The organism is Streptomyces flavofungini, from assembly GCF_041028215.1.
Classification (GTDB): domain Bacteria; phylum Actinomycetota; class Actinomycetes; order Streptomycetales; family Streptomycetaceae; genus Streptomyces; species Streptomyces flavofungini_B.
In genome coordinates this window covers 1-20,825 of record NZ_JASKYR010000037.1, presented here as the reverse complement: position 1 = coordinate 20,825, position 20,825 = coordinate 1, and the positions used below count along the sequence as shown (strand labels likewise).

At 69.7% G+C, this 20,825-nt stretch carries 18 protein-coding genes; 8 read left to right on the top strand and 10 right to left on the bottom strand.

Features of this window, described 5'->3' with window-relative positions; genetic code table 11:
* Positions 1-83 precede the first annotated feature (83 nt).
* The 6 genes from AB8Z36_RS04865 to AB8Z36_RS04840 form a co-directional block, all read right to left on the bottom strand.
* Complete coding sequence (locus AB8Z36_RS04865) at positions 84-824, bottom strand: TerD family protein (protein ID WP_369211912.1); 741 nt, start codon at positions 822-824, stop codon at positions 84-86.
* A 155-nt stretch (positions 825-979) separates the two neighbouring features.
* Complete coding sequence (locus AB8Z36_RS04860) at positions 980-2,125, bottom strand: DUF475 domain-containing protein (RefSeq protein ID WP_369211911.1); 1,146 nt, start codon at positions 2,123-2,125, stop codon at positions 980-982.
* Positions 2,126-2,189: 64 nt separating this feature from the next.
* Complete coding sequence (locus tag AB8Z36_RS04855; protein WP_369211910.1) at positions 2,190-2,765, bottom strand: TerD family protein; 576 nt, start codon at positions 2,763-2,765, stop codon at positions 2,190-2,192.
* 130 nt (positions 2,766-2,895) lie between these two features.
* The gene (locus tag AB8Z36_RS04850; RefSeq protein ID WP_062781869.1) at positions 2,896-3,471 is read right to left on the bottom strand and encodes a TerD family protein; all 576 of its coding nucleotides are present in this window, start codon (positions 3,469-3,471) and stop codon (positions 2,896-2,898) included.
* 112 nt (positions 3,472-3,583) lie between these two features.
* Positions 3,584-4,051, bottom strand: coding sequence for a peroxiredoxin (locus AB8Z36_RS04845; protein ID WP_369211909.1), 468 nt, complete (start codon positions 4,049-4,051; stop codon positions 3,584-3,586).
* Between the two features lie 332 nt (positions 4,052-4,383).
* Positions 4,384-4,815, bottom strand: coding sequence for a DUF3052 domain-containing protein (locus tag AB8Z36_RS04840; RefSeq protein ID WP_369211908.1), 432 nt, complete (start codon positions 4,813-4,815; stop codon positions 4,384-4,386).
* A 379-nt stretch (positions 4,816-5,194) separates the two neighbouring features.
* Here AB8Z36_RS04840 and aceE point away from each other — a divergent pair, with 379 nt between their 5' ends.
* Positions 5,195-7,927: a pyruvate dehydrogenase (acetyl-transferring), homodimeric type gene (gene aceE, locus AB8Z36_RS04835; protein ID WP_369211907.1), complete on the top strand. Its 2,733-nt coding sequence runs from the start codon at positions 5,195-5,197 to the stop codon at positions 7,925-7,927.
* A gap of 378 nt (positions 7,928-8,305) precedes the next feature.
* On the opposite strand, the gene AB8Z36_RS04830 is transcribed toward aceE, so the two are convergent.
* Together AB8Z36_RS04830 and AB8Z36_RS04825 are read right to left on the bottom strand one after the other, a co-directional pair.
* On the bottom strand, positions 8,306-8,836 hold the full coding sequence (locus tag AB8Z36_RS04830; RefSeq protein ID WP_440581855.1) for a peptidase inhibitor family I36 protein: 531 nt from the start codon (positions 8,834-8,836) through the stop codon (positions 8,306-8,308).
* Positions 8,837-9,034: 198 nt separating this feature from the next.
* Complete coding sequence (locus tag AB8Z36_RS04825) at positions 9,035-10,645, bottom strand: DHA2 family efflux MFS transporter permease subunit (protein ID WP_369211906.1); 1,611 nt, start codon at positions 10,643-10,645, stop codon at positions 9,035-9,037.
* 115 nt (positions 10,646-10,760) lie between these two features.
* Between AB8Z36_RS04825 and AB8Z36_RS04820 the strand changes: the two genes are divergently transcribed.
* From AB8Z36_RS04820 to AB8Z36_RS04790, 7 genes are all read left to right on the top strand, one after another.
* Positions 10,761-11,396, top strand: a complete 636-nt coding sequence (locus tag AB8Z36_RS04820; protein WP_369211905.1) for a TetR family transcriptional regulator — start codon at positions 10,761-10,763, stop codon at positions 11,394-11,396.
* A gap of 368 nt (positions 11,397-11,764) precedes the next feature.
* A complete protein-coding gene (locus AB8Z36_RS04815) occupies positions 11,765-12,976 on the top strand; it encodes an alpha/beta hydrolase (RefSeq protein ID WP_369211904.1) in 1,212 nt (403 codons plus the stop codon).
* A gap of 75 nt (positions 12,977-13,051) precedes the next feature.
* Positions 13,052-13,927 carry a DUF4429 domain-containing protein gene (locus tag AB8Z36_RS04810; protein WP_369211903.1) on the top strand — a complete coding sequence of 292 codons (876 nt, stop codon included), beginning with the start codon at positions 13,052-13,054 and terminating at the stop codon, positions 13,925-13,927.
* A gap of 192 nt (positions 13,928-14,119) precedes the next feature.
* The gene (locus AB8Z36_RS04805; RefSeq protein WP_369211902.1) at positions 14,120-15,487 is read left to right on the top strand and encodes a sensor histidine kinase; all 1,368 of its coding nucleotides are present in this window, start codon (positions 14,120-14,122) and stop codon (positions 15,485-15,487) included.
* Positions 15,484-16,155: a response regulator gene (locus AB8Z36_RS04800; RefSeq protein WP_369211901.1), complete on the top strand. Its 672-nt coding sequence runs from the start codon at positions 15,484-15,486 to the stop codon at positions 16,153-16,155. The genes AB8Z36_RS04805 and AB8Z36_RS04800 overlap by 4 nt, the downstream gene beginning before the upstream one ends.
* 169 nt (positions 16,156-16,324) lie before the next feature.
* Positions 16,325-17,500, top strand: a complete 1,176-nt coding sequence (locus tag AB8Z36_RS04795; RefSeq protein ID WP_369211900.1) for an alpha/beta hydrolase — start codon at positions 16,325-16,327, stop codon at positions 17,498-17,500.
* The gene (locus AB8Z36_RS04790; protein WP_369211899.1) at positions 17,497-18,894 is read left to right on the top strand and encodes an acyltransferase family protein; all 1,398 of its coding nucleotides are present in this window, start codon (positions 17,497-17,499) and stop codon (positions 18,892-18,894) included. Before AB8Z36_RS04795 ends, AB8Z36_RS04790 begins: the two co-directional genes overlap by 4 nt.
* 260 nt (positions 18,895-19,154) lie before the next feature.
* Here the strand turns inward: AB8Z36_RS04790 and AB8Z36_RS04785 are convergent, their stop codons facing one another.
* Positions 19,155-20,168, bottom strand: a complete 1,014-nt coding sequence (locus tag AB8Z36_RS04785) for an aldo/keto reductase (RefSeq protein ID WP_369211898.1) — start codon at positions 20,166-20,168, stop codon at positions 19,155-19,157.
* 6 nt (positions 20,169-20,174) lie between these two features.
* A complete protein-coding gene (locus tag AB8Z36_RS04780; RefSeq protein WP_369211897.1) occupies positions 20,175-20,645 on the bottom strand; it encodes a MerR family transcriptional regulator in 471 nt (156 codons plus the stop codon).
* Between the last annotated feature and the right edge of the window lie 180 nt (positions 20,646-20,825).

Below are 20,825 nucleotides of genomic sequence, written 5' to 3'. Positions count from 1 at the left end.
GCTATCCGCAGCCGGTGGCCCCGATGCCGGACCCGCACTTCGAGCTTCCGCCGCAGGGACCGCAGTTCTTGCCGCGCTGAGACTCAGCCCACCTTGGTCTTGTWGCCGCGGCCCCACTGGAGGCCCCAGCCGTAGAGCCGGTCGAGCTCGGCCTGGAAGCCGTAGACGAACTTCACCTCGCGGCGCACCACCAGCTCGTCCTTGACGTTCTCGATGGAGATCACCGCGCAGGAGCGGGCCTGCGGGTGGCGCTCGTCGAGGTCGATCTCGATCCGCGGCCCGTTGCTGGGGTAGAGCGTGACCTTCGCGTGCGTGCGGTCGAAGGCGGGTGTCTGGTCGTAGATGTACGCGAAGACGAGGAGCCGCTTGATGGACTCGCGGTGGTCGAGGTTGACGTAGATCGTCTCGCCGGACGGTGAGCCGAACCGGTCGTCGCCGCTGAGCTTCACATAGGGCGGCGCGTTGAGGCTTCCGAAGAAGCTGCCGAGCGGCTGCACGACCCCCTTGGCCCCGTCGGTCATCTCGTACAGGCAGCCGATGTCGAGGTCCACGTTGACCACGCCCTGGGTGTGGGCCTGCACCACGTCCGGCTGGAACATCTTGAACGGATGCCGCAGCAGCCCGCCGCCCGACCGCTGCTTGCCCATGAAGTCCGACGGCCGCATCTGCCAGGAGAGGTTGACGCGCAGGTTGCCGGTGGCCGCGCCCTGCTTGCTGAGCGAGACCGTGGGGTGCCGCTTGGTCAGCTCGATGGAGTTCGTCGCGGCGCTGCCCGATTCGTAGTCCATCGAGCGCCCGCGCCACAGTCCGTCCCAGAAGGACATGCCGCCCCCAATTGCCCTTGTGCCTCATACGGATACGGGGCGGCCACGGAGGACATGTCCTCACACGGCCGCCCCGCTCAGAGCGTTCCTCACGTCGGCCGCCGTCACACTCCGGAGCACGGAATCGGACAGCCCGGCGCGGGTTTCGGTCAGCGTCAGACGCCGGACGAGACCTCGGTCTTCTCCCCTGACCCCGCTCCCCCTTCGGCCGCCGCAATCCTGCGGTTGCGGATCACGGAGGAGATGAAGGACCAGGCGATCAGGATGACACCGACGGAGCCGGTGATGACCTCGTGGATCTCGTACTGGATGGTGACCAGGAGGATCACGGCGAGGGCGCCGATGGCGTAGTGCGCGCCGTGCTCCAGGTAGACGTAGTCGTCGAGGGTGCCCTGGCGGACCAGGTAGACGGTGAGCGACCTGACGTACATGGCGCCGATGCCGAGGCCGAGCGCCATCAGGACGATGTCGTTCGTGACGGCGAAGGCGCCGATGACGCCGTCGAAGGAGAAGGACGCGTCGAGGACCTCGAGGTAGAGGAACATGAAGAACGCGGCCTTGCCCGCCATCACGACCGCAGGAACCTTCTTGCCGGTGCGCTCGGCCTCTTCCTCGGCCTCGTGCTCACGCTCCTCGTCCTCTTCGATCTTGTTCTCGAAGTAGCCGGAGAGGCCGCCGACGATCAGATAGGTGATCAGTCCCGCGATACCGGAGATGAGGACCGTCTGCGCCTTGTCCACATGGGTGCCGCCGTGCTGGTGGGCGTGGGTGGCGAAGGTGAAGGCGGTGATCAGGAGCACGATCAGCGCGATGCAGACCGACAGCATGTCGACCTTGCCGAGCTTGGCGAGCGGGCGCTCCAGCCAGCCGAGCCACTTGATGTCCCGGTCCTCGAAGATGAAGTCAAGGAAGATCATCAGCAGGAACATGCCACCGAAGGCGGCGATCGAGGGGTGCGCGTCGGTGACGAGCTGCTGGTACTGGTCCTTGTCGTTCAGGGCGAGGCGGACCGCCTCGATCGGGCCGATCTTCGCACTGATGGCGACGATCACGACCGGGAAGACCAGGCGCATGCCGAAGACCGCGATCAGCACACCGACGGTGAGGAAGATCTTCTGCCAGAAGGCACTCATCTTCTTCAGGATTCCGGCGTTGACCACCGCGTTGTCGAAGGACAGCGAGATCTCGAGGATGGACAGGATCGCCACGATGCCGAAGCCTGTCCACCCCCCGTAGAACACCGCGGCCACCAGGCCGAGCGCGGTGACCGCGAACGACCAGCCGAAGGTTTTCAGAAGCACTGGCTACCCAATCGTGTATGTACGGGCTCCCGATTAGCGGTCTCCCCCGCGCCGGTCCCCGGCTTTACGAAACGTTGACCCCGAAGTCTAGAGCGATGCCGCGCAGACCCGACGCGTACCCCTGCCCGACTGCACGGAACTTCCACTCGCCGCCATACCTGTACACCTCGCCGAAAATCATCGCCGTCTCCGTCGAGGCGTCCTCGGAGAGGTCATAACGTGCCAGTTCCTGCCCGTCCGCCTGGTTCACCACACGGATGAAGGCGTTGCTGACCTGACCGAACGTCTGCCCGCGGTTGTCCGCCTCATGGATCGAGACGGGAAAGATGATCTTGTCGCAGTTGGCCGGCACCTTCGAGAGGTCGATCAGGAGCGACTCGTCGTCGCCCTCACCCTCACCGGTGAGGTTGTCACCGGTGTGCTCGACGGAGCCGTCCGGGCTCTTCAGGTTGTTGTAGAAGACGAACCACTCGTCGCCGAGGACCCGGCCCGCGTCGCACAGCAGCGCGCTGGCGTCGAGGTCGAAGGGGGCGCCGGTGGTGGAGCGCGCGTCCCAGCCGAGTCCGACGAGGACCTGGGTGAGATTCGGTGCGGCCTTGGAGAGGGAGACATTGCCTCCCTTGGCGAGTGTGACGCCCATGCTGCTGGTCCTCCCCGAGGTTGAACAGGAACACGTGTCCGCACGGTCAAGGGACACGCGGTGGCGAGCACGTCCGGCGCCGCACTGTGTGGGTGCGGCGCCGGACGGTGGAGTGAGGGCGAGGCTCGGCTCAGACGTTGACGCCGAAGTCCTGCGCGATGCCGCGCAGGCCCGAGGCGTAACCCTGGCCGACCGCGCGGAACTTCCACTCGGCGCCGTGGCGGTACAGCTCGCCGAAGACCATCGCGGTCTCCGTCGAGGCGTCCTCGGAGAGGTCGTACCGCGCGATCTCCGCGCCGCCCGCCTGGTTCACGACGCGGATGAACGCGTTGCGCACCTGGCCGAACGACTGCTGGCGGGTCTCCGCGTCATAGATCGAGACCGGGAAGACGATCTTCTCGACGTCGGCGGGCACCGCCGCGAGGTCGACCTTGATCGCCTCGTCGTCGCCCTCGCCCTCACCGGTGGTGTTGTCACCGGTGTGCTCGACGGAGCCGTCGGGGCTCTTCAGGTTGTTGAAGAACACGAAGTTCTGGTCGCTGCTGACCTTGCCCTCCGCGTTCGTCAGGATGGCGCTGGCGTCCAGGTCGAAGTCCGTACCGGTGGTGGTGCGGACGTCCCAGCCGAGGCCGACCAGAACCGCGGTCAGGCCAGGCGCCTCCTTGCTCAGCGATACGTTGCCGCCCTTGCTGAGGCTGACTCCCACGAGTCCTCCCAATTGGTGTCCAGGGGCGGGGAGCCCCAAGCGTTGCTTGCCATCGGATCAACGTGTGGATCCTAGTGACCGGTTCCCGGCCGCGAGCGAAAACGGGGCGCGCTCAGAGCGTTTCGAGCGCCTTGACGTACTCGTTCAGGTCACGGGCGTCGGGCAGCCCGTTGACGACGCTCCAGCGCACGACGCCCTCCTTGTCGATGATGAAGGTGCCGCGGACCGCGCAGCCCTTCTCCTCGTCGAAGACGCCGTAGGCCCGGCTGACCTCGCCGTGCGGCCAGAAGTCCGAGACCAGCGGGTACTCGAGGCCCTCCTGCTCGGCGAAGACCCGCAGGGTGTGGATGGAGTCGTTGGAGACGGCGATGAGCTGGGTGTCGTCGTTGACGAACGTCGGCAGCTCGTCGCGGAGCGCGCAGAGCTCACCGGTGCAGACGCCGGTGAACGCGAAGGGGTAGAAGAGCAGCACCACGTTCTTCTCGCCGCGGAAGTCGGCGAGCCGCACGGTCCGGCCGTGGTTGTCCTTCAGCTCGAATTCCGGGGCCTTGGTGCCGGTCGCGATTGCAGCGAGCGCCATGAGTACGCATCCCTTCGACGGAGCCCCTCTCGGCCGGGGCTGTTCGGGTGATACCACCCTACGTCGGCCGATCTTCCCCCATGCGGTGCACCGACCGCCCGAGCGGCGCACTTTCCGTCCGCACGGCGCGCTTCCCGTCCATGCGGCGCGCTTCGCGTCCATGCGGCACTCCGATCGGTCGGCCCGTGCGGTCCCGGAGGCACCTGCAGGGCCCTGGAGGTGCGCATGAGGCCCCCGCCGACGGAGTGCGTCGGCGAGGGCCTCACGGTGTCATGCGAGGGATCGCGGCTCGGCGCGGTCCATGCTGGGTCCGCGCCTCGGCGCGGGCGTGGTCAGCGCTTCTTCGCCGCCCCCTTGGGCGTGATCAGACGGCTGCCACTCCAGTCCTTGCCCGCGTTGATGCTCTTGGTCGCCGACAGACCCGCCGTGGTGGCGGCCTCACCGATGTCGCTCGGCTCGACATAGCCGTCGCGCCCGGTCTTCGGAGTCAGCAGCAGGATCGAGCCGCCCTCCTCCATGTACGCGATGGCATCCACCAGCGCATCAGTCAGGTCCCCGTCGTCCTCGCGGAACCAGAGCACCACGGCATCAGCCACGTCGTCGTAGTCCTCGTCGACGAGCTCTGTGCCTGTGGCCTGCTCGATGGCCTCGCGGAGCTCCTGGTCGACGTCGTCGTCGTAGCCGATCTCCTGGACCACCTGGTCGGGCTGGAAACCAAGCCTTACGGCAAGGTTCGTCTCCGCGTGGTCCGCGGTCGCGCTCACGGATTGCCTCCTGATCATGTTTTTCGGGAATGCCTTCAGCCACGCGCGTGCGCGGGGCGTTGGCCGTAGTCCACACGGGCGGGGCGGATCGCGCAAGTACCCGGCCGCCGAGACCGCCGAAACGGTGACGTTCCCCGCCGTGTCGCCGCAACTGCCGCCTCATCCGTACGGGACCGAACGGCTCAGCGAAGCTGTTAGGCAGGATGGGCGTATCGTTGCGATTTGGTCGAGCCTACCGCAGGGTCGCCGGAGCGATGTCTCGGTTCCCCCCTCGGTTACCAATCGGTAGAGATGACGTCCGCGTTCGTCGGGTACACGATGGACAGCGGTGCACGGCCAGGCACAACCCAGGCGAGAGCCCCAACAGCGAAGGAACAGCGTGGCTTCCGGATCCGATCGCAACCCGATCATCATTGGCGGCCTGCCCAGCCAGGTCCCGGACTTCGATCCCGAAGAGACCCAGGAGTGGCTCGACTCCCTCGACGCCGCGGTGGACGAACGCGGACGCGAGCGTGCCCGCTACCTGATGCTCCGACTGATCGAACGTGCGCGCGAAAAGCGCGTGGCCGTGCCCGAGATGCGCAGCACGGACTACGTCAACACCATCGCCACCAAGGACGAGCCCTTCTTCCCCGGCAACGAGGAGATCGAGCGCAAGGTCCTGAACGCGACCCGCTGGAACGCCGCGGTCATGGTCTCGCGCGCCCAGCGCCCCGGCATCGGCGTCGGCGGCCACATCGCGACCTTCGCCTCCTCCGCCTCCCTCTACGACGTCGGCTTCAACCACTTCTTCCGCGGCAAGGACGAGGGCGACGGCGGCGACCAGATCTTCTTCCAGGGACACGCGTCCCCCGGCATCTACGCCCGCGCCTTCCTCCTCGACCGCCTCTCCGAGCAGCAGCTCGACGCGTTCCGCCAGGAGAAGTCCAAGGCACCGCACGGCCTGTCGTCGTACCCGCACCCGCGCCTCATGCCGGACTTCTGGGAGTTCCCGACGGTCTCCATGGGCCTCGGCCCGCTCGGCGCGATCTTCCAGGCGCGGATGAACCGCTACATGGAGGCCCGCGGCATCGCCGACACCTCCAAGTCGCACGTCTGGGCCTACCTCGGCGACGGCGAGATGGACGAGCCCGAGTCCCTCGGCCAGCTCTCCATCGCCGCCCGCGAGGGCCTGGACAACCTCACTTTCGTCGTCAACTGCAACCTCCAGCGCCTCGACGGCCCGGTACGCGGCAATGGCAAGATCATTCAGGAGCTCGAGTCGCAGTTCCGCGGCGCCGGGTGGAACGTCATCAAGCTCGTCTGGGACCGGAGCTGGGACCCGCTGCTCGCCCAGGACCGGGACGGCATCCTGGTCAACCGTCTCAACACCACCCCCGACGGACAGTTCCAGACGTACGCCACCGAGACCGGCGCCTACATCCGCGAGCACTTCTTCGGCGACGACCAGCGCCTGCGCGCCATGGTCGAGAACATGTCCGACGAGCAGATCCTGCACCTGGGCCGCGGCGGGCACGACCACAAGAAGGTCTACGCGGCCTACGCGGCGGCCAAGGCCCACAAGGGCCAGCCGACGGTGATCCTCGCCCAGACGGTCAAGGGCTGGACCCTCGGCCCGAACTTCGAGGGCCGCAACGCCACGCACCAGATGAAGAAGCTCACGGTCGACGACCTCAAGGGCTTCCGCGACCGCCTGCACATCCCGATCACGGACAAGCAGCTGGAGGACGGCGCCCCGCCGTACTACCACCCGGGCCGGGACTCCGAAGAGATCCAGTACATGCACGACCGCCGCAAGGGCCTCGGCGGCTACGTCCCGACCCGCGTCGTGCGCGCCAAGCCCCTCCCTCTCCCCGAGGAGAAGACGTACGCGGTCGCGAAGAAGGGTTCGGGCCAGCAGTCGATCGCCACCACCATGGCGTTCGTCCGCATCCTGAAGGACCTCATGCGGGACAAGGAGATCGGCAAGCGCTTCGTGCTGATCGCCCCCGACGAGTACCGCACCTTCGGCATGGACGCCTTCTTCCCGAGCGCGAAGATCTACAACCCGCTCGGCCAGCAGTACGAAGCCGTCGACCGCGAGCTGCTCCTCGCCTACAAGGAGTCCCCGACCGGCCAGATGCTGCACGACGGCATCTCGGAAGCCGGTTGCACCGCCTCTCTGATCGCCGCGGGCTCGGCCTACGCCACCCACGGCGAACCGCTCATTCCCGTGTACGTCTTCTACTCGATGTTCGGTTTCCAGCGGACCGGCGACCAGTTCTGGCAGATGGCCGACCAGCTCGCCCGCGGCTTCGTCCTCGGCGCGACGGCGGGCCGCACCACCCTGACCGGTGAGGGCCTCCAGCACGCGGACGGCCACTCCCAGCTCCTCGCCTCGACCAACCCGGGCTGTGTCGCCTACGACCCGGCGTTCGGCTACGAGATCGCCCACATCGTCCAGGACGGCCTGCGCCGGATGTACGGCCCGGACAGCGAGGACGTCTTCTACTACCTCACCGTCTACAACGAGCCCATCCAGCACCCCGCCGAGCCGGCGGACGTGGACGTCGACGGCATCCTCAAGGGCATCTACCGCTTCAAGTCCGGCGAGCAGGGCGCCATCCCCGCGCAGATCCTGGCGTCCGGCGTCGCCGTGCCGTGGGCGGTCGAGGCCCAGCAGATCCTGGCCTCCGAGTGGAACGTCAAGGCGGATGTCTGGTCGGCGACCTCCTGGAACGAGCTGCGCCGCGAGGCGGTGGACGTGGAGCGCCACAACCTCCTGCACCCGGAGGAGGAGCAGCGCGTCCCGTACGTGACGCGGAAGCTCTCCGGTGCCGAGGGCCCGTTCGTGGCCGTCTCCGACTGGATGCGGAGCGTGCCCGACCAGATCGCCCGCTGGGTGCCCGGCACGTACCAGTCACTCGGCGCGGACGGCTTCGGCTTCGCCGACACCCGCGGTGCGGCCCGCCGCTTCTTCCACATCGACGCCCAGTCGATCGTGGTCGGCGTGCTCACCGAACTCGCCCGTGAGGGCAAGCTCGACCGCTCCGTGCTGAAGCAGGCGATCGACCGCTACCAGCTTCTCGACGTCACGGCGGCCGACCCGGGGGCGGCGGGCGGGGACGCCTAGGCGTCCCCGGGAACCGGATCCCCTCACCGGGGTCTGGACTCCGCTTCTTCGCTTCATCGCTTCTCGCGGAGGGTCTTACGGAGGGCGGCGGGCTATGGGCCCGTCGCCCTCCGGCGTTCTCGGGACGCGTCGGTCGTGCTGTGCGGTCGGGTGTCTTGCGCTGTGCGCGGTCGGGGCGTCTCGGGTGACGCACGGTCGGCGTCCTGGGTGACGCGCGGTCGGGCGTCTTGAGCAGTGCGCGGTCCGGCCCGGTCCGCGGCCACGTCCGGCCTCGTGAACGAGGGTGCTCGCGCGTGTTTCCTCAAGGAGCCCGTCCTCATCGCTCCTCGCGACGGCCACTGTGGGCCGGTCCGGGCTCTGTTTACCGAGTACCCGCATTCAGCTCTCCCAGACTTTGACTGCCCGGACGCGGTAGGGCGAGTCGGGGACCCAGGTGCCACCGCCCGGGTAGGTGTCGTACTCCCCCGTCTCCGCGCACTCCGCGGACTGATAGGTGGTGACCGGCCTGCCGGTGCGATTGGCGAGGGCCTGCGCGCTGCCCCCCTCCGGCAGCGCGACGCAGCTCTCGATGTCGATGTCCGACAGTTCGTACGTCCGCCGGACACCTTCGAACCCCGCCTTCTCCCAGAGGCAGAGCTCGCCCGGTCCGCAGTCCCGGAATGTCGGCGGGGCAGCGGCGGCGGTCGCGGTGGTGGTCGCAGCGGCGGTGGTGACAGCGGTGGTGGTGGTCGCAGCGGGCTTGGTCGCAGCGGCGGTGGTCGCTGGCGTCAGGATCACTGCGGCCAGGGCGGCTGCGGTGAGGGTGGCGGCCGCCGTGAAGGCGGTTGTGGCGGTAGTGGTCGCGGTGGCGGTAGTGGTCGCGGTGGCAGCAGTGGTCGCGGTCGCGCTGGCAGGCTTGGTCGTGCGCATCTTCTTCAACCCCCGTGTGCTGTGGCCCGGTTGTCACCGAGCGCCTGCCTGAACTGTGGACCGGGCAAGCGGAGCTTCGGAAGGGCTTTAAGGGTTGCGTCACCCTGATACATGAAAGCCCCCCAGGTTTTCCCTGAGGGGCTTTCCCTGACATCCGTAGTCAGACGGCCGTCGAGGTGCGTCGGCTGCGGGCGGACGCTAGATGTGGCCCACGCCCGCGCCTGCCTCCGCGTTGGCGCCACGCTTGGTGAGGAAGGCGACGAAGACGGCGACCACCGCGACGCCGGTGGCGACGAGGCAGGCCAGTCCCATGCCCGACATGAAGGTGTCGTGGGCGACCGAGGTGATCTGCTCGGCGACCGACGGCGGCGCCTTCGGCGGTACCGGCGCCACGCCGACCTGAACGGCCTCGGCGGCCTTGTCGAGGTTCGCCTCACTGAGCGGCGGCAGCTTCGCGTCCGCCCAGTTGCCCGCCAGGTCGCTGTCGACCTTGGAGGCCATGACGGCGCCGAGGACGGCCGTGCCGAGGCTGCCGCCGATCTGCATCGCGGCCTGCTGGAGACCGCCGGCGACGCCGGAGAGCTCCATCGGCGCGTTGCCCACGATGACCTCGGTCGCGCCGACCATGACCGGGGCGAGGCCGAGGCCGAGCAGCGCGAACCAGAGCGACATCGGACCGCTTCCGGTGTCCGCCTCAAGGGTGGACATGCCGAACATGGCGGCGGCCGTGAGCGCCATGCCACCGGCCAGCGGGATCCGCGGACCCACCTTGGTGATCATGGCTCCGGCCAGCGGCGAGCCGACGATCATCATGCCGGTGAGCGGCAGCAGGTGAAGCCCGCTGTCGACGGGGCTCATGCCGTGCACGTTCTGAAGATAGAAGGTGACGAAGAAGAGGCCGCCCATGAAGGCGATGGCCATGAGCACCATCAGGACCACACCGGCGGAGAGTGCCACCGAGCGGAACATGGCGAGCGGGATGAGCGGTTCGCTGACCCTCGTCTCCCATACGGCGAAGACCACAAAGCTCAGCACCGCCACGCCGATGAAGGTCCAGGTCAGACCATCGCCCCAGCCCCACTCGGGCGCCTTGATGAGCGCCCAGACCAGGCAGAACATGGCCGCCGAGAGCAGCAGGATGCCGAGGATGTCGAAGGACCTCGGGGCGTTCTCGGCGCGGTGGTCCTTGAGGATGAACAGGCCGAGCACCAGGGCGAGGACGCCGACCGGCACGTTGATGAAGAAGACGGACTGCCAGCTCACGTGCTGGACCAGGAGGCCGCCGAGGATCGGGCCGCCCGCCGTGGACGCACCGATCACCATGCCCCAGATGCCGATGGCCATGTTGAGCTTCTCGGCCGGGAACGAGGCACGCAGCAGACCGAGCGCCGCGGGCATCAGAAGGGCACCGAACAGCCCCTGGAGCACACGGAAGGTGACCACTAGGGCGATGCTGTCGGAGAGGCCGATGGCGCCCGACGCGGCGGCGAAGCCGACCACGCCTATCAGGAAGGTCTGCCGGTGGCCGAAGCGGTCACCCAGCTTGCCCGCGGTGATCAGCGCGACGGCGAGCGCCAGGAAGTAGCCGTTGGTGATCCACTGGACCTCCGCGAAGGTGGCGCCGAGGTCCTTCTGGATGGCCGGGTTGGCGATGGCCACGATGGTGCCGTCCAGGGCGACCATCATCACGCCGATCGCGACGGAGAAGAGCGTCAGCCAGGGGTGGCCGCGCAGCCCCTTGGCCGGGGTCGGGGCTGACGCCGGCTCGGGCGCCTTGTCCGCCTGTTCGACGGTGGTCTGACTAGTCATACCGCGAGATTAGTGACAGTGACTGACAGTTGACAAACCAATTCACTAGTCGGTAACTGTCACGTGGCTCACAGGTATGCTGAACTGCACAAAGAGGCGGAAAGAGGACCAAGGTGTGAACTCCGGACCGGGACTGCGGGAGCGCAAGAAGCAGCGCACACGGAACGCGCTCCTGCGCGCGGCGCTCGAACTCTTCACCACCAAGGGTTACGAGGAGACCACCGTCGACGAGATCGCCGAGGCGGTCGACGTCTCCCAGCGCACGTTCTTCCGGTACTTCGCGAACAAGCAGGAGGCCGTCTTCGCGGTCCAGGAGATGGTGGAGGCCCGGTTCGTCGAGGCGCTGCGCGAGCGCCCCGCCGACGAGGCGCCCCTCGTGGCACTGCGCGAGGCCGTGCTCGGCGCCTGGGAGGCGATGGGGCAGTCGATCGAAGAGGTCGTCCCCGTGGAGTTGCACATGCGCACTTACCAGATGATCGAGTCCACGCCGTCGCTGATGGCCCTCCATCTGCGCCACTCCATCGAGACCGAGGACGAGGTCACCCGGGTCATCGCCGAGCGCGAGGGGCTCGACATGGACACCGATCCACGCCCACGGGTGGCGGTGGCGGCGTTCAGCGGCGTGATGCGCGCGACGGGACGGCTGTGGGGCGCCGGTGAGGACACCAGCGTGGAGTCGATCCGCGCGTTGACCGAGCAGTACCTCGACCACTTGGGCCCCGCCCTGGCCGAGGACTGGCGGGCGCGGTAGCGGCGGGGGCCCCGGGCGCGGTAGCGACGGGCGATCCGGGGCGCGGGAGCAGGCCGTGATTCGGGGCGCGGCGGCAGTACGCGCCCCGGGGGCGCCGCGCCAGCAGCCCGCGATCCGGGGCGCTACGGCAGCCGCGCGATCCCGGGCCCGGCCTGAGCGGCGGGAACCGCCCCCGTAGGCATGGGAAACACACCCGACACGTACGAAAATCCCACTCGAACCCCAGTACGGCAGTTACTGAATTCGCGAACGCAGCGTGAGCGAGCCGGGGCAAAATGCGCCCGCTATGCCTCGATTAGCCTCCCGGAAACGTGATCTGTCTCACGCGATGCACGGTATGCATCACGATTCTCCTAGGGTGTCCCGCAGTGACTTCCTTCGACTCCTCACCCCAACTCAACGCCTGGCGCGCTCTCCTTGCGCTCGCGGTCGTGTTCGTCATGCTGGCGACGACGGGCTGGACCGCTGTGCGCAACAACAGAGGTGGCTCATCGCCCCTGGAAGCCGCGATCACCGCGTGGGAGCACGGGAGCATCGACGGGCGCGAACTGCCCGACGCGGATGCCCCCGCCGCTCGGCTCAGCCGCTTCTTCGCCTCGCTCGACAAGCGGCAGCGCGACCGGCTCGCCGCGCGCTACCCGCTGGCGGTCGGCAACATGAACGGGGCACCCGTTCAGCTCCGCTACCGCGCCAACCGCATCGCTCTGGGGCAGGCCCGCGAGATCGAGCACGACCGCATGCACGACAAGCGTCTCTCCCCGCTGGGGCAGCAGGAGGCCGAGCGCCGCATGAAGCGGTTCGGCGTCATGATGCGACCGGAGCGCCAGGTCTTCGCCTTCGATCCCATGGGCTCCGGACGTATGGCGGAAGTCTTCGGAGACCTCGACAAGGCCCGCCGCGTCTCCGTGGTGGTGCCCGGAGTCGACACCAATGTGCTGACCTTCGAGCGGACCTTCCGCAAGTACTCGGCGCCGGTCGGCATGGCCCAGTCGCTCTACCGCGCGGAGCACAAGGCGAGCCCACGCGCGCGTACCGCCGTCATCGCCTGGGCGGACTACACCGCGCCCGTCGGCATCGGGGTGGACGCCGCCACGGCCATGCGCGCGGAGAGCGGGGCCGTGCGCCTCGACTCGATGGTGCGTGGCCTGCCCGGCCGCTCCCCGGTCGCGCTGTACTGCCACAGCTACGGCTCGGTGGTCTGCGGCGTGGCCGCCAGGACCCTGCCGTCACGGGTGGCCGACATCGCGGTCGCGGGCAGTCCGGGCATGCGGGCCGAGAGGGCCTCGGAGCTGGGGACGAGGGCGCGGGTCTGGGCCGCACGGGACAGCGACGACTGGATTCAGGATGTGCCGTACATGGAGGTCGGCGGGATCGGCCACGGCGCCGACCCGGTGTCGGGCGGCTTCGGCGCGCGGGTGCTGTCCGCAGCCGGTGCGGAGGGCCACACCGGCTACTTCGAGCCGGGCACGGAGAGCCTGCGTAATTTTGCCGAAATCGGCACCGGCGCCTATGACGGTGTGCGGTGCGCGAGCCGGGACGACGCCTGCCGGGAAGGCATTTCCGGCGCGGCAGCGGCCTGACGCGCGTAGAAATCGATGGAACAGCGGGCCGCCGCAGGAGGGACGGAGGCGCGGGTGCCGCCTACGATAAGCCGCATGGGTGACGTACTGGCCGGATTTCATGCCGCCTGGGAGTTCGAGTCCGACTCCGTGCTCATCCGCTTCGAACGGGGAATCCGCACGCCGAAGCTCTTCCAGGCACTCGGTGAACGGCGTATCCCGCATGAGGCGATCGCGGCGGTGACTCTCTCCCCCGGCAGACGCGGGACCGTGGTCCTCCATGCCGTGCCGAGAGCGGGCGCCGATCCACTGATGGAGGCCGCGGCCGGCCAGCTCAAGGAGGGCTGCGACCCCTACCGCCTGGTGCTGCCCGCCGAACGGGAGACCCTCGCCGAGTACTACGCGGACGAGCTGCGCGCCCTGCTCAGGCCGGACGACGGCGAGCCCGCCGACGGCTATCTGGTGGCCCCGCCCGAGGCTCCCCTGCAGTTCAAGGCGTACGACGGAAAGGCGTCCTTCGACGGCAAGCAGGTCTCCTTCCGCTGGTTCTGGACGGGCGCGTCATCGGCGAAGTGGAAGGCGGGCGACCAGAGCTTCGCCGTCTCCGACCTGACCGGCATCGAGTGGCGCTCCCCGGAGCTCTTCGAGGGGCATCTGCGGCTGCTGCACCGGGACGGCTCGACGGCACAGCCCGGACAGGCCGACCAGGATCCGGCAGCCGTCGTCTTCGGCCTGGGCTACGGCCCGGTCCACGAATCGCTGCCGTTCGCCGCCTCGGTCCTCGCGGCGGTACGGACGTCCGGCCCCGCCCTGACCCCCGACGGCGTCAGCGCCACCACCGCGACCGTCGTCCGACGCGACCCGGCGGACATCGCCGACCGCATCCGCCACCTCGGCGAGCTGCACCAGGCGGGCCTGCTCACCGACGAGGAGTTCACGGCGAAGAAGGCCGAGCTGCTGGCGGAGCTGTGATCCGTGCTGCGCGGGGCCGTGGGTGCCGCACGGAGCCGTGGGTGCCGCGCAGGGCCGTGGGTCCGCCGCCGGTGCTACGAGCGAGGCCGCAGGCGCTCCACGCGGGACTGCGGTGATACCAGGGTATGAGGGGCATTCCAGCTCCCCGGTATGACGTCACGGGGCGGGCAGGGCGCATACGCTGATCTGGCCATGAGCAGCGCATCCTCCCCACCTCACGACCAGGAGCCCCGCCGTCCCGCCTCGGAGCCGGGCGGCCGCGGGGCCGGTGTCCGCCGGGCGGCGGCAGCGGTTGTCGAAGGCCTGCGGGCCGCGGGCGTCTCGCTCTCGACACCGGCCGAATCGACCACGCCACTGCTCGCCGACGCCCCCAAGCGCTGGGTGCGGCTGCTGCCCCAGGTGATCGCGCTCGCCTTCGTCGTCGTCCTGCTCCCGGTCACCGTGCAGGTGCTGACACATGACTACGGCGTGGGCGGCGGTATCGCCGGCGCCCTGGCCGTCGCCCAGTCCGCCCCGCTGTTCCTCGCGATCACCCGGCCGCTCCCGGCCTGGTGGATCGTGATCACGGCGGACATCATCGGCGCGATCGTCACGATGTCGGCGAACGCCGGGCGCCCGGCCCCCTGGACCCCCATGATCGTCGTGGGGTATGTGGTGCTCTGCTGCGCGCTGTCCCTGCGCGAGAGCCGTCGTACGCTCCTGGGCATCTGGCTGGTCACGGTGGTCTCCGGCCTCGTGCTCGGCGCGTTCAGCGGCGAGGGAAGCCAGGACACCAGCGTGCTGCTGATCGTGCTGAGCGGTTCCGTGCTGCTGCTCGGCACGCTGCTGCGTGAGCGCGGCGACGCCAGACGCCGGCTCGTCGAGCAGGAGACCATCAGCGAGGCCGAGCGCGCCCAGCGCACGCTCCTCGAGGAACGCGCACGCATCGCCCGCGAGTTGCACGACGTCGTCGCCCACCACATGTCGGTGATCACGGTCCAGGCGGACTCCGCGCCGTACCGGCTCGACGGGCTCCCGGAGGCCGCACGCGAGGAGTTCGGCAGCATAGCGGCGAGCGCCCGCGAGTCCCTCACGGAGATGCGGCGCCTGCTCGCGGTACTGCGCAGCGAGGGCGCACACGGCGAGAAGGCGCCCCAGCCCGGCCTCGACCGGCTGCCGCACCTGGTCGAGGCCACGGTGCGGGCCGGTATACCGATCGAGATGTCCCGACCCGAGCTGGCGATCCTGAGACAGCTGGCCGACGTGTCCCCGGCCGTGGACCTGTCCGCCTACCGCATCGTGCAGGAAGCCCTGTCGAACGTGATGCGCCACGCGCCGGGCGCCCGCACGAGCGTCACGGTCAGCCTCGACGACCAGTACCTCCTGGTCCTAGTCGTCAACGGCCCCTCCGCGGAGCCGCCCGCCCCGCTGGAGGGCAGCGGTACGGGCCACGGGCTCGTCGGCATGCGCGAGCGCGTACGGTTGGTCGGCGGCACGGTCGACGCCGGGCCGCTGCCCGACGGCGGCTTCCGCGTCGCCGCCCGGCTCCCCCTGCTCCCGAAGGGCTCCGGCACCACATGACCATCCGCGTGATCATCGTCGACGACCAGAACATGGTGCGCGCGGGATTCGCCGCCCTGCTGGCAGCGCAGAGCGACATCGACATCGTGGGCGAGGCGGCGAACGGGCGGCAAGGCATCGAGGTCAGCCGGAGCACCCACCCCGATGTGGTCCTGATGGACGTCCGCATGCCGGAGCTGGACGGACTCAGCGCCGCCCGCGCCCTGTTGGACCCGCCGCGCGGAGTGGTGCATGTCCCCAAGGTGCTCATGCTCACCACCTTCGACGTCGATGACTATGTGTACGAGGCGCTGCGCGCCGGAGCCTCCGGCTTCCTGCTCAAGGACGCGCCGCCCACCGACCTGATCTCGGCCGTACGCGTGGTGGCCTCCGGCGAGGCGCTGCTCGCCCCGTCGGTGACCCGGCGCCTGATCGCGGACTTCGTCAAGCAGCGCCCCGCGCCCCGCGCGTCACTCCGGCTCAACGGCCTGACGCCACGTGAGACCGAGGTACTGGTCCTGATCGCCCGCGGCCTCTCCAATCAGGAGATCGCCGAGCGCCTGGTACTGGCCGAGCAGACGGTGAAGACCCACATCGGCCGTGTGCTGAACAAGCTGGACCTGCGGGATCGCGCCCAGGCCGTGATCTTCGCCTATGAAGCGGGCTTGGTCACACCCGGCGAGCAGTAGCCTCACCCCTCTCCCACACCCCCTACTGCGGTAGCACTGGCGGGCTGCACCGCATACCCCGGTATCACCCCGGAGTTGGCTCCCCGGTGTGACGTGCCGCCGATCACTGTCTCCCTACCTTTCGCTGCGTCAGGCCACTGGCGTCACGGAACGGGGAGGGAGACCGGCCATGCGGCTTCGGTCATGGAAGGCTCGGAGCAAGAGGGCGCTCATCGCTGTCGCGCTGACGACGACAGCGGTGACGGGCACGGCGGGCTGGGCCGTCGGCAATGAGCAGCAGCCGCTCACGGGCCCGCCGCCGGGAACGAGTTCTTGGCGCGCGGACCACCCCTGGGGGGTGCGTCTCCCGGACCCCGCCGACGCCTCCCCCGCCGAGATCGCCGTGTTCTTCGCGTCGCTGAGCGACGGCCGTCGCGAACAACTGACGGCCCGGCACCCTTCGGTGGTCGGCAATCTTGACGGCGCTCCCACCACTCTGCGGTACGAGGCCAACGCCATCTCCCTCCGCGCCGAGCGTGCGCGCGAGCAGTCCCGGTCCACCGACCCGGATCTCAGCGCGCAGGACCGCGAGCGCTCGCGCGCGCTGGTCGCCCGCTATGCCGAACTGCTCGCCCCCGGCCGGCGGATACTGGCCTTCGACCCACGCGGGCGAGGACAGATCGCCGAGGTGTACGGAGACCTGGCGGAGGCGCGGCATGTCTCCGTCGTGGTCCCGGGCTCCGACATCGACCTGCACTCCTTCGACCGCGCCAAGGACAGGTACGGCACGCCTGCGGGTATGGCCCGCTCGTTGCGCGCGGCGGCAGGTGAAGGCACTGCCGTGGTGGCCTGGGTGGGGTACACCACCCCGGTCGGCATCGGCCCCGACGCCGCCACGGGCCGGCTCGCCGAGGCGGGCGCACCCCGCCTGACACGTTTCGCCCAGGGCCTGACGGCTGCGGGCGCTCCTAGGCCCGCCCTCTTCTGCCACAGCTATGGCTCGGTGGTCTGCGGCCTCGCCGCGCCCCGGCTGCCCGCGAGGGACCTGGTGGTGCTCGGCTCCCCCGGCATGCGGGCGGACAGCGTGGCCGATCTGCACACCCGGGCCCGGGTCTGGGCTGCCAAGGACGACAGCGACTGGATCGGCAAGGTGCCGAACGTCGAGCTGTTCGGCCTGGGCCACGGCGAGGACCCCACTGCCCCCGGATTCGGCGCACGGTCCATCCCCACCGAGCGAGCGGAGGGCCACACCGGCTACTTCGCCCCCGGCACCGACTCCCTCCGGGCCTTCGCCCGCATCGCCGACGGACCCGACACCGCCGGTGAAACCCCCGACAGCACCCGAATCAACGGAGCACGGACATGAGCCTCCCCGTTCTGAGCGACGAACACGGACAGCGCGCACACCCCGGTTCACGTGAGCACATCGGTTCAGGCCTGCCCAGCCCCCGTAGCCCTGGCCCGGGCCGGGGCCTGGGCCAGGGCCATGATCGCGACCGTGGCCGTGGCCGAGGCCGTGGCGCCAGCCGAGGCCGTGGTCTGCCCTGGCTGCGTGCCCTGCGGAAAACGGCGACCAGCATCGACGCCAAGACCCCGGCCCACCGCGACCGGGCCATAGACGGGCTGCGCGCCCTCGCCCTGCTCGCCGTGCCGACGGGGCACTGGCTTCTGGGCGGCTTCACACTCGACTCAGGGGGCGCGCTGCACAACGCGAGCCCGCTGGCCTCGTTCGGCTTCCTCGCCCCGCTGAGCTGGGTGCTCCAGATGCTGGGCATCTTCTTCCTCGTGGGTGGCTACGCCTCGGCGCTCTCCTACCGGCGAGCGGTCGCGCGCGGCGAGTCGACCGGAGGCTGGCTGCGCGGGCGGGTGGCCCGGCTCGGGCGGCCGGTGCTCGGGGTGACGGCGGTCTGGGCCGCGCTGATCCCCGTGCTGTACGCGGCGGGTGTGCCGGGCACGACCCTGCGCACGGCTTCCACTCTGGTCATCCAGCCCCTGTGGTTCGTGGGCGTCTACACAGTGGTCACGGCTCTCACGCCGTGGTGCATACGGGCCACGGAGCGGCTGGGCGCCTGGGCCGCGCTGCCCCTGCTTGGTTCGGTCGCACTCGTCGACTTCCTGCGCTACGGACCGTTCGCGGAGTCCACGCCCCCCTGGCTGAGCCTGCTGAACCTGCTGCCGGGCTGGCTGTTCGCCTATCAACTGGGCGTCGCCTGGGGCGAGAAGAGGCTGGGCGGGCGGGGCGCCTGGCTGCTGCTCATCGGGGGCGCCGCACTCTTCGCCGCGCTGCTGCTCGCCTTCGGCTATCCGGCGTCGATGGTCGGCGTCCCCGGCGAAACCCGTACGAACTCCCATCCGCCGTCGCTGCTGGTCCTCGCCCTCGCCGCCGCGCAGAGCGGCGCGGCGATCCTGCTGCGGGACCGCATGGCCGCGCTGCTCCGCAGGCCCGCCCKGTGGGCGCCGGTCGTCGTGATCAACCTCTCGGCGATGACGATCCTGTGCTGGCATCAGACGGCACTGCTCACAGCGGCCGTGCCCGGCTCGTTCCTGGGGGCGATACCGGGGCTGACCACCGGCCCCGACACCTTCGGCTGGATAGCCGCGCGGGTGGCCTGGCTGCCGGTGCTCGCGGCACTGCTGGTGCTGATAAGCCGGTATGCCCGTGGCTTCGAGGCCCCGTGGCGGCGAGCGTCGCACGCACGCCGGGCGCTCGCGGGCCTCTTGGCGGCCGCCTTCGCCGCCTTCGCGCTGGGGCTGACGTGAGCACTTGGCCTGGCCGGAGCGCTGGACCGGGCCAGGCTCGGGCCGGCTTCACGGGAAGCAGGCCCGAGCGCGAAAGTGCCCGCCCCTCGCACCCCGGAGCGGTCACTCCCATCCAGAGCGGTCACCCACCACCCAGAGCGGTCACCCACCATCCAGAGCGGCCACTCGCCATCGAGAGCAGCCACTCGCCTTCAGTGCGGTCACGCTCCATCCGACGAGGCCACCCACCATTCAGCGTGGTCACCCACCATCCGGCGAGGTCACTCGCGGCCCGCCGAGGTGTAGGTCATGTCGGCATAGCGGTCACCCGCGACGGCGGCGGCGATCGGGGAGAGGAGGGCGAGTTCGTCCTCGGTGAGGGTGATGCGCGTGGCGGCGGTGTTCTCCTCGACGCGGGTGCGCTTGCGGGTGCCGGGGATGGGGATGACGGGCAGGCCGTGGACCGCGCCCTGCTGCTGGACCCAGGCGAGGGCGACCTGGCCGAGGCTCGCGCCGTGTGCGTCGGCGACCGTGCGGACGGGGTCGAGCAGGGCCGCGTTGGCGGCGGCGTTGTCGCCGGTGAAGCGGGGCTGCTGGCGGCGGAAGTCGCCCTGGTCCAGCTCCTTGTCGGCGTTGACGAAGGCGCCGGTGAGGAAGCCGCGGCCGAGCGGGGAGTAGGGCACGAGGGCGACGCCGAGGCTCGCGGCGGCGGGGACCACGCCCTTCTCGATGTCCCGGCTGAAGAGCGACCACTCCGACTGAACGGCGGCGATGGGATGGACGGCATGGGCGGCACGCAGTTCGGGGCCAGTGACTTCGCTGAGGCCGAGGTGCTTGACCTTGCCCGCGGTGACGAGCTCGGCCATCACGCCGACCGTCTCCTCGATGGGGACCTGGGGGTCACGACGGTGCATGTAGTAGAGGTCGATGACGTCCGTGCCCAGGCGGCGCAGGCTGGCGTCGACGCTGGCGCGGATGTAGTCGGGGGAGTTGTCGATGCGCCGCTTCGTGGGTTCGGCCGGGTCGATGGTCAGGGCGAACTTGGTGGCGAGGACGATCTCGTCGCGGTGCGCCTTGAGGAAGGGGGCGAGGAACTTCTCGTTCTCACCCATGCCATAGACGTCGGCGGTGTCGTAGAAGGTGACGCCCAGTTCCAGGGCGCGGTCCAGGGTGGCGCGGGCCTCGTCGGCGTCCGTGGGGCCGTAGGCGAAGCTCATGCCCATGCAGCCGAGGCCCTGGACGCCGACCTCGGGGCCGTCGTTGCCGAGCCGGGCTGTGGTGATGTTCTGGGTCATCGGTGTTCAGAGCCTCTCCGACGCCTTGCGGGCGCCCGCGTAAGTATCGATCTTGCGGTCGAGGACGGCGAGGGTGTCCTGCAACTCGGCTATGCGGGTGCGGACGTCGCGACGGGTCTGTTCCAGGAGTTCCTGGCGGTCGGCGAAGGTGTGCTCGCCTTCGCGGACGAGTTCCGCGTAGCGGACCATGTCGGCGACGGGCATGCCGGTGAGGCGGAGCTTGCCGACGAAGGCGAGCCAGTCCAGGTCGCGGTTGCGGTAGCGGCGCTGGCCCGTGTGGGAGCGGTCGATGTGCGGCATCAGGCCGATCCGCTCGTACCAGCGCAGGGTGTACGCCGTCAGACCGGTGAAGTCGGCGACCTCGCTGATCGTGTAGTGGTCCCGGCCGTTCGGGCGCGGGTGTCCCGGGTCCTGGGCACAGATCCGGGCTCCGGCCCTGGTGGGGGCTGGTGCGGGCGTGGTCTCCATCACCGTCATGTCCCTCACGCTAGAACCTTGGAGTGCACTCCAAGCAAGCGGATTCGGAGGAAAACGTGAGTTGTCTCGTTCCTTGGTCGTCCGATCGGGCCCACCCGGCCGTCCGCGGTCCCCCGGCACGGGCCCACCCGGCACAGGCCCACCGGGCACAGGGTCCGCCCGGCACAGCCCACCTGGCAC

Coding starts and splice junctions, on each gene's coding strand:
- AB8Z36_RS04855 (WP_369211910.1), bottom strand. CDS start 2,765: ATGGGCGTCACACTCGCCAAGGGAGGCAATGTCTCCCTCTCCAAGGCC.
- AB8Z36_RS04845 (WP_369211909.1), bottom strand. CDS start 4,051: ATGGCGCTCGCTGCAATCGCGACCGGCACCAAGGCCCCGGAATTCGAG.
- AB8Z36_RS04830 (WP_440581855.1), bottom strand. CDS start 8,836: ATGCGCACGACCAAGCCTGCCAGCGCGACCGCGACCACTGCTGCCACC.
- AB8Z36_RS04825 (WP_369211906.1), bottom strand. CDS start 10,645: ATGACTAGTCAGACCACCGTCGAACAGGCGGACAAGGCGCCCGAGCCG.
- AB8Z36_RS04810 (WP_369211903.1), top strand. CDS start 13,052: ATGGGTGACGTACTGGCCGGATTTCATGCCGCCTGGGAGTTCGAGTCC.
- AB8Z36_RS04805 (WP_369211902.1), top strand. CDS start 14,120: ATGAGCAGCGCATCCTCCCCACCTCACGACCAGGAGCCCCGCCGTCCC.
- AB8Z36_RS04800 (WP_369211901.1), top strand. CDS start 15,484: ATGACCATCCGCGTGATCATCGTCGACGACCAGAACATGGTGCGCGCG.
- AB8Z36_RS04795 (WP_369211900.1), top strand. CDS start 16,325: ATGCGGCTTCGGTCATGGAAGGCTCGGAGCAAGAGGGCGCTCATCGCT.
- AB8Z36_RS04785 (WP_369211898.1), bottom strand. CDS start 20,168: ATGACCCAGAACATCACCACAGCCCGGCTCGGCAACGACGGCCCCGAG.
- AB8Z36_RS04780 (WP_369211897.1), bottom strand. CDS start 20,645: ATGACGGTGATGGAGACCACGCCCGCACCAGCCCCCACCAGGGCCGGA.